The sequence below is a fragment of the Streptococcus infantis genome, assembly GCF_019929575.1.
Lineage (GTDB): Bacteria > Bacillota > Bacilli > Lactobacillales > Streptococcaceae > Streptococcus > Streptococcus infantis_L.
This window is the reverse complement of the sequence record NZ_JAHZPU010000041.1, coordinates 1-9,331: the sequence shown is the minus strand read 5'-3', so window position 1 is coordinate 9,331 and position 9,331 is coordinate 1. Positions and strand designations below refer to the sequence as shown.

Genomic DNA, 9,331 nt, shown 5'->3' with positions numbered 1-9,331 from the left:
AACAGACCCAACAACTGGTAAGGTTATCGAAGGTGATAAGAATGTAACCTATGTATACAAACTTAAAGAAACACCAGATAAGCCTGTAGAGCCAACTCCAGACAAACCGGTGAACCCAACACCAGGTAAACCGGTGAACCCAACACCAGGTAAACCGGTGAACCCAACACCAGGTAAACCAGTGAACCCAACACCAGGTAAGCCAGTGAACCCAACACCAGGTAAGCCAGTGAATCCAACACCAGGTAAACCAGTGAACCCGACACCAGATAAACCGGTTTCGGAACAACCAGCTAATCCAACATCGGCTAAAGAACAACTTCCAAATACTGGTGAAACTACATCTGCAGGATCAACTGTGCTCGGAGTAGTTGCAGGACTTGTAGGATTGGCAGCACTTGGACGTCGTAAGAAGGAAGACGAAAAATAGTCATCTTTCTTAGGAGAGTAATGCTACTTTATTTAAAATAACAACTCACATTGACGATCAAGGCCGGCTTTAAGTCATAGAAAAGAGAGGCTATCCCCCACTTTAGGGATAACATTTAGAAAATCTTTTCAACATAAAACGCATAATATCAAGGTTTTTGAATATCTGATATTATGCGTTTTTCTGATTTTAAAGATCTTTTACCCAGCCTCTTTTTATGCATTTCCAAAACAAAAAGTCTTTCTATGAGATAAAACCCCTCATAAATCACAACAAAAGGAAGAACCCAAATAAAGTTTTTATAGTAGATTGAAATAAGATATGAATAAAGAGATTAGGAAATTCAAATTAATTTCTAAAAACGTTTTAGAATCCTTAGCGGACTATTCTAGATTCAATCCACTATAGTAGAGTGGGAGTTCTCTTTTGATCAAACTAGAGTTGATATTTGGTAAGTTTTATTTGTGATAGGTGAGTCGAATACTAGGAATTTTCGACATTGAAAATTTTGGAATGACGTTTCTTTAGATGAAGTAAGGTGATAAGTTTGACTTGCTCAAGTTTAATGGGGATTGAATTTTCGAAAAACTCTCTTATCATCTTTTAAGAATATACTCATAAGGGAGAAGTATAATGAGGTTTACCTCAGTCTATATGTATTATAACTTTCGAACATAGGTGATATGGCACTGCTGGGCTGTTTTATCTATCATTACAAATCTCTATAGTCTCTACAGTTTTTAAACCAACTAACTATAGAAACTTTAGAGACTTTTTATAGAAGATAGTAGGTTTAGGGTTCTATGTTCACATATCAGTGATGATAAGTCATCAGTTATAGGACTTGAGCAAACTAATACTCAATGAAAATCAAAGAGCAAACTAGGAAGCTAGCCGTAGGTTGCTCAAAGCATAGCTTTGAGGTTGCAGATAAAACTGACGAAGTCAGTCACATATATAATCCAAGGTGAAGCTGACGTGGTTTGAAGAGATTTTCGAAGAGTATAAAAACCAGCGACTTTAATCGCTGGTTACTCATATGATTATTCACTTGAAAGGGATGAGGGCTTATCTAGACCTTCTATTTCTACGATAGCCGTTTAGTTTTTTATTTTCCCAATAACTGTTAAAGATTTTTTCTTTACTTTCACGATCAATTTCTAGGAAATAAGCATAGAGTAGATCGATTAAGATCAACATAGGAAGTTGGGCAGAAATGCGTTGGATATAGGAAGCCTGACTCTGGCTTGCTACCAATACAGTTTCTGTGAAGTCCTGAGTTTCCTTGCTAGGCGTACTAGTAAAAAGAACAGTTCTAGCCCCCATGTCTTGGGCGTCTAGTAGACTGTCAATGATGGATGGAGTTGTTCCTGAAAGGGAGAAACCAAAGACCAAACATTTTTCATCGATGATACTAGTTGTCCAGGCGAAACCATCTGGATCTGTTAAAGCTTCACAAACGACTCCAAGCCTCATGAAACGCAATTTCATCTCACGCGCAACGAGGCCAGAACTTCCAGTCCCAAAAAAATAGACGCGTTCTGATTGATCAATCATTTGGGCAATACGCTCCAGTTGGTCATCATCAATCAATTCTTGTGTCATTTCTCGGATATTTGTATAGCTTCTCAAGACTCTTTGTGTCAAAGGATTCATATCTTGTTGAGGAACGGAAAGGGTATCCTTTTGTTGTTGGTATTTGAAAATAAATTCCCGATAGCCCGTGAAGCCACATTTTTTGGCAAAACGAGTGAGAGCCGCCTGAGAAATATGAAGTTTTTGTGTGACCTGCTGAGAAGACAAATCATCATGAATAGTATCTGCCTGCAAAAAATAGCGGGCAATTTCTTGCTCTAAATCGGTCATTTCTTCAAAGTGAAGATCAATAATCGTAGAGATGTCTGGCTTGTTCATGGGACTCCTTTGTAGCTATTTGTTAAAAACTATTTGTCAATAACATTTAACAAATAAAATAGCGCTTACTTCCATTATACCACAGTTGCTTTGTTTTTGGGATAAAAAGGAAAAGTCTTTTCTTTTTCCATAATTTTCTCATCAAATTATGGTACAATGAAGAGTAAGATTTTAATTAGAAATGAGACTGATTTGTATGAGAAAATTCAACAGCCATTCGATACCGATTCGGCTTAATTTATTGTTTGCAATCGTTATATTGCTCTTCATGACCATCATTGGTCGCTTGCTCTATATGCAAGTTCTGAATAAGGATTTCTATGAAGCTAAGTTAGCATCTGCTAGCCAAACTAGGGTAACAACGGGGTCTGCTCGAGGAGAAATCTATGACGCGGCTGGAAAACCCTTGGTAGAAAATACCGTTAAACAAGTAGTGGCTTTCACACGAAGCAATAAGATGACAGCTACTGATTTAAAGGATATTTCTACTAAGCTCCTAGCTTATGTGACAGTTTCCTCGCCAGATTTGACGCAACGTCAAATGGCTGACTATTATCTAGCGGACCCAGCTGTCTATAAAAAAACGGTAGAGGCTCTTCCTAAGGATAAACGTTTTGATTCTGATGGCAATCAGCTGTCCGAAACTCAACTTTATAACAATGCTGCTGAGAGTATCACTTCTGATCAACTGAACTATTCAGAGGATGAAAAGAAGGTTATCTACCTCTTTAACCAGCTCAATGCAGTTGGTAATTTTGCGACAGGGAATATTCAAACCGATCCCTTAAGTGACACACAGGTGGCCATCATTGCTTCAGCTTCCAAGGAATTACCTGGTATTAGCATTTCAACTTCGTGGGATAGAAAGGTTTTAGAAACATCTCTTTCATCTATCGTTGGAAGTGTCTCTAGTGAGAAATCAGGTCTTCCAGCTGAAGAAGTCGATACTTATCTTAAAAAAGGCTATTCCCTCAATGACCGTGTTGGAACATCCTATCTAGAAAAACAATACGAAGAGGTCCTTCAAGGAAAGCGCACGATTAAGGAAATCCATATTGACAAACATGGAGACATAGAGAGTGTCAAAAATATCGAAGAAGGTAGCAAGGGGAAAAATATCAAACTAACCATCGATCTAAGCTTCCAAGATGGAGTGGATAACCTTCTCAAAAGTTATTTTAATTCGGAACTAGATAATGGCGGAGCTAAATATTCAGAAGGAGTCTATGCTGTAGCCCTTAATCCCAAGACTGGTGCGGTTCTTGCCATGTCAGGTATGAAGCATAACCTAGAAACTGGAGAATTAACTCCAGATTCATTAGGTACAGTTACTAATGTTTTTGTGCCAGGATCTGTCGTTAAGGCAGCTACCATCAGCTCAGGTTGGGAAAATGGTGTTTTATCAGGAAACCAAACCTTAACAGATCAGCCTATTGTTTTCCAAGGTTCAGCTCCAATTTATTCTTGGTATAAATTGGCATATGGATCTTTTCCTATTACAGCTGTGGAAGCCTTGGAGTATTCATCCAATGCTTACATGGTTCAAACCGCTCTTGGAATCATGGGCCAGACCTATCAACCCAATATGTTTGTCGGCACCAGCAATCTAGAGTCTGCTATGGGGAAATTGCGTTCAACCTTTGGTGAATATGGTTTGGGTTCTGCGACTGGGATTGACCTACCAGATGAATCTACTGGATTTGTTCCCAAAGAGTATAACTTTGCCAATTTCATTACTAATGCTTTTGGCCAGTTTGATAACTACACACCGATGCAATTAGCCCAGTACGTTGCAACTATTGCTAACAATGGTGTTCGTCTAGCTCCACATATTGTCGAGGGAATATACGACAACAATGATAAGGGTGGCCTTGGGGAATTAATCCAAGCAATAGATACCAAGGAAATCAACAAGGTCAATATTTCTGAATCAGATATGGCAATCTTGCACCAAGGATTTTACCAAGTATCGCATGGAACTAGTCCCCTTACGACAGGACGGGCATTTTTAGATGGCGCCACTGTTTCTATAAGTGGTAAGACCGGTACAGCTGAAAGCTATGTAGCTGGTGGTCAAGAAGCTAATAATACCAATGCTGTGGCCTATGCTCCAACAGAAAATCCTCAAATTGCAGTTGCAGTAGTCTTTCCTCATAATACCAATTTAACCAAAAATGTTGGGCCAGCAATTGCTCGCGATATTATCAATCTATACAACCAACACCATCCAATGAATTAGAAAGGAAGCCATGCTTTATCCAACACCTATTGCTAAGTTGATTGACAGTTATTCTAAACTTCCTGGTATTGGGATTAAGACAGCAACCCGTCTAGCCTTTTATACTATTGGAATGCCGGATGATGACGTCAACGAATTTGCTAAAAATCTCCTTTCAGCTAAAAGAGAGTTGACCTATTGTTCTATCTGTGGACGTTTAACAGACGAGGACCCTTGCTCTATCTGTACAGACCCTAGTCGTGACCAATCCACGATTCTGGTTCTGGAAGATAGTCGCGATGTCGCTGCCATGGAAAATATTCAAGAATACCATGGTCTTTACCATGTCTTGCACGGTTTGATTTCCCCTATGAATGGGATTAGCCCAGATGACATCAATCTTAAAAGTCTCATGACTCGTCTTATGGATAGCGAGGTTTCAGAGGTCATTGTAGCCACCAATGCCACTGCTGATGGTGAGGCGACTTCTATGTATATCTCTCGACTTCTTAAACCTGCAGGGATCAAGGTTACTCGTTTAGCACGAGGTCTAGCAGTCGGAGCTGATATCGAATATGCAGATGAAGTAACACTCCTAAGAGCCATCGAAAATCGTACCGAACTCTAGTCTGTGAGGATATAGAACAGGCAATTAGCTAATAGATAAGATTTTAAGAAACTAAGAGGCTGGATTTATTTTTAATCCAGTCTCTTTTTTGCTATTCAAGTTTAAAAAAAGAGACAAATGTGATATACTAAAGAGCAAGTATTCTAGTAGAAACAGGACAATCATATGAAACAAACAATAATTTTATTATATGGTGGACGCAGTGCAGAACGTGAAGTGTCTGTATTGTCGGCTGAGAGTGTCATGCGTGCGGTTAACTATGATCGTTTCGCAGTCAAAACCTTCTTTATCAGCCAGTCCGGTGATTTCATCAAAACCCAAGAATTTACCCAAACTCCTGGACAAGATGAACGTCTCATGACCAATGAAACGATTGATTGGGACAAGAAAATTGCTCCAAGTGCTATCTACGAAGAAGGAGCGGTTGTTTTTCCAGTTCTTCATGGACCTATGGGAGAAGATGGTTCTGTTCAAGGTTTCTTAGAAGTCTTGAAAATGCCTTATGTCGGTTGTAACATCCTATCTTCAAGCCTTGCCATGGATAAAATCACAACTAAGCGTGTCTTGGAATCTGCTGGGATTGCCCAAGTCCCTTACGTAGCGATTGTTGAAGGGGATGACTTGGCTTCTAAGATTGCAGAAGTTGAAGAAAAATTAACCTACCCAGTCTTTACCAAACCATCTAATATGGGTTCTAGTGTTGGTATTTCTAAGTCTGAAAATAAAGAGGAACTCCATCAAGCTCTCGAACTCGCCTTTAAATATGATAGCCGTGTCTTGGTTGAGCAAGGCGTCAATGCGCGTGAAATCGAAGTTGGGCTTTTAGGAAACTATGATGTTAAGAGCACGCTACCTGGTGAAGTTGTCAAAGACGTAGCCTTCTATGACTATGATGCCAAATATATCGATAACAAGATTACTATGGATATTCCAGCCAAGATTAGCGATGATGTAGTATCGGTTATGCGCAAGAATGCCGAAACTGCCTTCCGTGCTATCGGTGGACTTGGATTGTCTCGTTGTGACTTCTTCTATACAGATAAGGGAGAAGTTTTCCTAAATGAGCTCAACACCATGCCAGGATTTACCCAGTGGTCTATGTATCCCTTGCTCTGGGACAATATGGGGATTAGCTATCCAGAACTAATCGAGCGATTGGTTGAGCTTGCTAAAGAAAGCTTTAACAAGCGTGAAGCGCACCTATTGTAAAGATAGCTATAAGGGCGGGGCAAGACTCCCTGCCCCTTTTTAAAGGAGTAAACATGAAACTTACGATTCACGAAGTTGCGCGTGTTGTCGGTGCAAAAAATGATGTGACAAGCTATGCGGACAGTCCACTAGTTAAGGCAGAGTTTGATAGTCGTTTGATTGGACCTGGTGATCTATTTGTGCCACTCAAGGGGGCGCGTGATGGTCATGACTTTATCGAGACGGCTTTTGAAAACGGCGCTACTGTAACTCTGTCAGAAAAGGAAGTAGCGGGTCATCCTTGCATCTTAGTAGAGGATGTTTTGACAGCCTTTCAGGCTCTTGCAGCCTATTACCTTCAAAAGACAGGAGTAGATGTCTTTGCTGTTACAGGTTCAAATGGGAAGACAACAACCAAGGATATGTTGGCTCATTTGCTTTCTACAAGCTACAAAACCTACAAAACACAAGGGAACTACAATAATGAAATTGGCCTTCCCTACACGGTTCTCCATATGCCAGATGATACCGAAAAGCTGGTCTTGGAAATGGGACAGGATCACCTAGGAGATATCCATCTTTTGTCTGAATTAGCTCATCCAAAGACAGCTATCGTGACCTTGGTTGGAGAAGCTCATTTAGCCTTCTTCAAGGACCGTTCGGAGATCGCTAAAGGGAAATTACAAATCGCTGATGGGATGGAAAAGGGTTCCTTACTTTTGGCGCCAGCTGATCCTATTGTAGAGGATTATCTACCTGCTGATCAAAAAGTAGTTCGTTTTGGTCCAGGTGCAGAACTCGAAATTACAGAATTAACTGAGCGTAAGGATAGCTTAACCTTCAAGGCTAATTTCTTGGAGCAGGCTCTTGACTTGCCAGTAACAGGTAAGTACAATGCGACTAATGCTATGATTGCTTCTTATGTTGCCCTGCAAGAAGGAGTGACTGAGGAGCAGATTGGTCGAGCCTTCCAGGCTCTAGAATTGACCCGCAATCGTACGGAGTGGAAAAAGGCAGCTAATGGAGCGGATATCTTATCAGATGTCTACAATGCAAATCCAACAGCTATGAAGTTGATTTTGGAGACTTTCTCTGCCATTCCAGCCAATGAAGGTGGCAAGAAACTCGCAGTTCTGGCGGATATGAAAGAACTTGGAGACCAGTCTGTTCAACTTCATAATCAGATGATTTTGAGCATTACACCCGATGCCCTTGATACTGTTATTTTTTACGGTGAAGACATTGCTGAATTGGCTCAATTAGCCAGTCAAATGTTCCCAATCGGCCATGTGTACTACTTCAAGAAAACAGCCGATGAAGACCAGTTTGAAGCCATGGTTAAGCAGGTCAAGGAAAGTCTTGGTGCACATGACCAGATTCTGCTTAAAGGTTCGAACTCTATGAATCTAGCCAAGCTAGTAGAAAGCCTAGAAAATGAGCACAACTGATTTCGCCAAAGCTATTCAGAGAATGTTAGCTATCACTGATACTGGGTTGACCTATTCAAAGGATCCTTATGACCGTGAACGTTATGAGGATTTACGTCAGATTTTATGGAGTGTCTTGCAGGTTCAAACGGAGCTCGATCAAGAGGAATTGACTGCAATTTTAAAACCAACAGGTAGCTATGCAACTCCCTTGATGGATGTAAGGGCATGGATTGTTCAAAATCAGAAGATTTGCCTGGTTAGAGGGCAAGGAGAGGATACTTGGGCATTACCTGGTGGCTTTGGCGAGGTAGGATATTCTCCCAAGGAAAATATCCGAAAAGAAGTTCAGGAAGAAACAGGATTTTCGGCAGAAGTAGGCTCTTTATTGGCAGTTTTCGATACCAATCGCTTTCAACTTCAGAACAAGCAGTATGCCGAGTTCGTCTTTGACTGTCAGTTATTGGATGGACAATTTCAAGAAAATCAAGAAATTGCGGAACTTGAATTTTTTGATATCAAGAATCTCCCACCCCTATCTGAAAAACGAATAACCCAAGAACAAATGGAAATTCTATGGCAGGTCTATCAGGGTGAGCGGGAACAATATGTCGATTAGAAGTTTTGTTTTATATTAAGATCGACAGTTTCTTTTACACAAAATTATATGAAATAAATGTAAGCTAGGCTCTATAGAGATGAGTAAGAGGCCTGCTTATATGAAAATGAGGAAAGTTACATGAATGTTTGGGATATTTTATTTACCACCCAGGCCTCGGAGCCACCCCAATTTGATCTTCTTTGGTATGGAAGTCTATTTACTTTATTGGCATTGACTGTATTTCTTGCCTATCGTTATGGTGAGAAAAAAGTTTGTCAACGATTTTTCCAGATTTTACAGGCCGTTCAATTAATTCTACTTTACGGCTGGTATTTGGTAAATCAGATGCCTTTGACAGAAAGTCTACCCTTTTATCATTGCCGTCTGGCAATGTTTATAGTGCTTTTGCTTCCTGGTGTTTCTAGAGTCAAACAGTATTTTGCTGTGCTAGGAACCTTTGGGACTTTGGCAGCCTTTGTTTATCCAGTGCCAGATCCCTATCCCTTCCCCCACATCGCTATCCTGTCCTTTATTTTCGGACACCTAGCCCTCCTTGGAAATTCCTTGATTTATCTTTTGAAGGACTACGATGCTAGCTTATTGGACTTCAAACGAACCCTAATCATCACATCTTCACTGAATGCTGTGATCTTTGTGGTCAATCTAATGACGGGTGGAGATTATGGCTTTTTGACAAAACCGCCATTGGTTGGAGACCACGGTCGTTTGATCAATTATCTAGTGGTTACGCTATTCCTGACTTGTGCCATTTATTTAGTCTCTAAAATTTTTCAGACAATCCTTCAGGAACAAGAAGAAAAAAGATTGAGAATCTGGCAGAAATAAAAAAATACCCCAATTGTCAAGTCAAGTGCAACAAAGTTGTTCCTCTGATTAAGCGAGTATCTTTCAAGCTGTTTGAGCT

8 protein-coding genes are annotated in these 9,331 nt (G+C 40.3%); 7 read left to right on the top strand and 1 reads right to left on the bottom strand.

Features of this window, described 5'->3' with window-relative positions; genetic code table 11:
* Nucleotides 1-430 (top strand): LPXTG cell wall anchor domain-containing protein (locus K1I67_RS09945; RefSeq protein WP_263284493.1); only part of this gene is annotated, 430 nt, incomplete at its 5' end.
* Between the two features lie 1,068 nt (nt 431-1,498).
* Here the strand turns inward: K1I67_RS09945 and K1I67_RS09180 are convergent.
* On the bottom strand, nt 1,499-2,344 hold the full coding sequence (locus K1I67_RS09180) for a MurR/RpiR family transcriptional regulator (RefSeq protein WP_049504925.1): 846 nt from the start codon (nt 2,342-2,344) through the stop codon (nt 1,499-1,501).
* 181 nt (nt 2,345-2,525) lie between these two features.
* Here K1I67_RS09180 and pbp2b point away from each other — a divergent pair, with 181 nt between their 5' ends.
* The 6 genes from pbp2b to K1I67_RS09150 all read left to right on the top strand — a co-directional run bounded on the left by pbp2b (nt 2,526) and on the right by K1I67_RS09150 (nt 9,252).
* Complete coding sequence (gene pbp2b, locus K1I67_RS09175; protein WP_223339694.1) at nt 2,526-4,583, top strand: penicillin-binding protein PBP2B; 2,058 nt, start codon at nt 2,526-2,528, stop codon at nt 4,581-4,583.
* 10 nt (nt 4,584-4,593) lie between these two features.
* A complete protein-coding gene (gene recR / locus K1I67_RS09170; RefSeq protein WP_049529763.1) occupies nt 4,594-5,190 on the top strand; it encodes a recombination mediator RecR in 597 nt (198 codons plus the stop codon).
* A gap of 165 nt (nt 5,191-5,355) precedes the next feature.
* On the top strand, nt 5,356-6,399 hold the full coding sequence (locus K1I67_RS09165; protein ID WP_223339693.1) for a D-alanine--D-alanine ligase: 1,044 nt from the start codon (nt 5,356-5,358) through the stop codon (nt 6,397-6,399).
* Nucleotides 6,400-6,452: 53 nt separating this feature from the next.
* Complete coding sequence (locus tag K1I67_RS09160; protein ID WP_223339692.1) at nt 6,453-7,826, top strand: UDP-N-acetylmuramoyl-tripeptide--D-alanyl-D-alanine ligase; 1,374 nt, start codon at nt 6,453-6,455, stop codon at nt 7,824-7,826.
* Nucleotides 7,813-8,424, top strand: a complete 612-nt coding sequence (locus K1I67_RS09155) for an NUDIX hydrolase (protein ID WP_223339691.1) — start codon at nt 7,813-7,815, stop codon at nt 8,422-8,424. Before K1I67_RS09160 ends, K1I67_RS09155 begins: the two co-directional genes overlap by 14 nt.
* Nucleotides 8,425-8,544: 120 nt before the next feature.
* A complete protein-coding gene (locus K1I67_RS09150) occupies nt 8,545-9,252 on the top strand; it encodes a YwaF family protein (RefSeq protein WP_223339690.1) in 708 nt (235 codons plus the stop codon).
* Nucleotides 9,253-9,331: the final 79 nt, after the last annotated feature.

Coding starts and splice junctions, on each gene's coding strand:
- K1I67_RS09180 (WP_049504925.1), bottom strand. CDS start 2,344: ATGAACAAGCCAGACATCTCTACGATTATTGATCTTCACTTTGAAGAA.
- pbp2b (WP_223339694.1), top strand. CDS start 2,526: ATGAGACTGATTTGTATGAGAAAATTCAACAGCCATTCGATACCGATT.
- K1I67_RS09155 (WP_223339691.1), top strand. CDS start 7,813: ATGAGCACAACTGATTTCGCCAAAGCTATTCAGAGAATGTTAGCTATC.
- K1I67_RS09150 (WP_223339690.1), top strand. CDS start 8,545: ATGAATGTTTGGGATATTTTATTTACCACCCAGGCCTCGGAGCCACCC.
- K1I67_RS09165 (WP_223339693.1), top strand. CDS start 5,356: ATGAAACAAACAATAATTTTATTATATGGTGGACGCAGTGCAGAACGT.
- K1I67_RS09160 (WP_223339692.1), top strand. CDS start 6,453: ATGAAACTTACGATTCACGAAGTTGCGCGTGTTGTCGGTGCAAAAAAT.
- recR (WP_049529763.1), top strand. CDS start 4,594: ATGCTTTATCCAACACCTATTGCTAAGTTGATTGACAGTTATTCTAAA.